Source organism: Hungatella sp. SL.1.14 (genome assembly GCF_024460495.1).
Lineage (GTDB): Bacteria > Bacillota > Clostridia > Lachnospirales > Lachnospiraceae > Hungatella > Hungatella hathewayi.
This window is the reverse complement of record NZ_JANFYJ010000152.1, coordinates 1-407: the sequence shown is the minus strand read 5'-3', so window position 1 is coordinate 407 and position 407 is coordinate 1. Positions and strand designations below refer to the sequence as shown.

General features: G+C 53.3%; 1 pseudogene. It reads left to right on the top strand.

Features of this window, described 5'->3' with window-relative positions:
• Positions 1 to 290: pseudogene (locus NE473_RS30435) on the top strand (leucine-rich repeat domain-containing protein); the annotation flags it as partial.
• Positions 291 to 407: the final 117 nt, after the last annotated feature.

Below are 407 nucleotides of genomic sequence, written 5' to 3'. Positions count from 1 at the left end.
GTGCGCTTGTCATGGGGCGGCTTAGGTATCCCGCCGAATTGATGGAACGGCATCGCGGGGCGTACGAGGAATATTTGAAGGAACATATGGGAGGAGCCGCGGAATGGGCGCTGTCAGAGGGAGACACAGAGACGTTTTTCTGGCTGGCAGACCGTTATGGGGAACGGAAGGAAACGCTGGATGAGATGATCGAACTGGCCGGCAGGAAGGGCAAGACGGAAGCCCTGAGCGGTCTGATGGATTTGCGCCATCGGCGCTTTCCGGTAAAAAAGAGAACATTTTCATTGTAGACTATTAGGAGAAACTGAGAAAGGCAGGTGAAGCCGTATGATCGATCCTTTGCGGCAGCAGCAGCTATGCGAACTGGAGGAGGTGCAGATTTGCCATGATATACTGACAAATTCCAG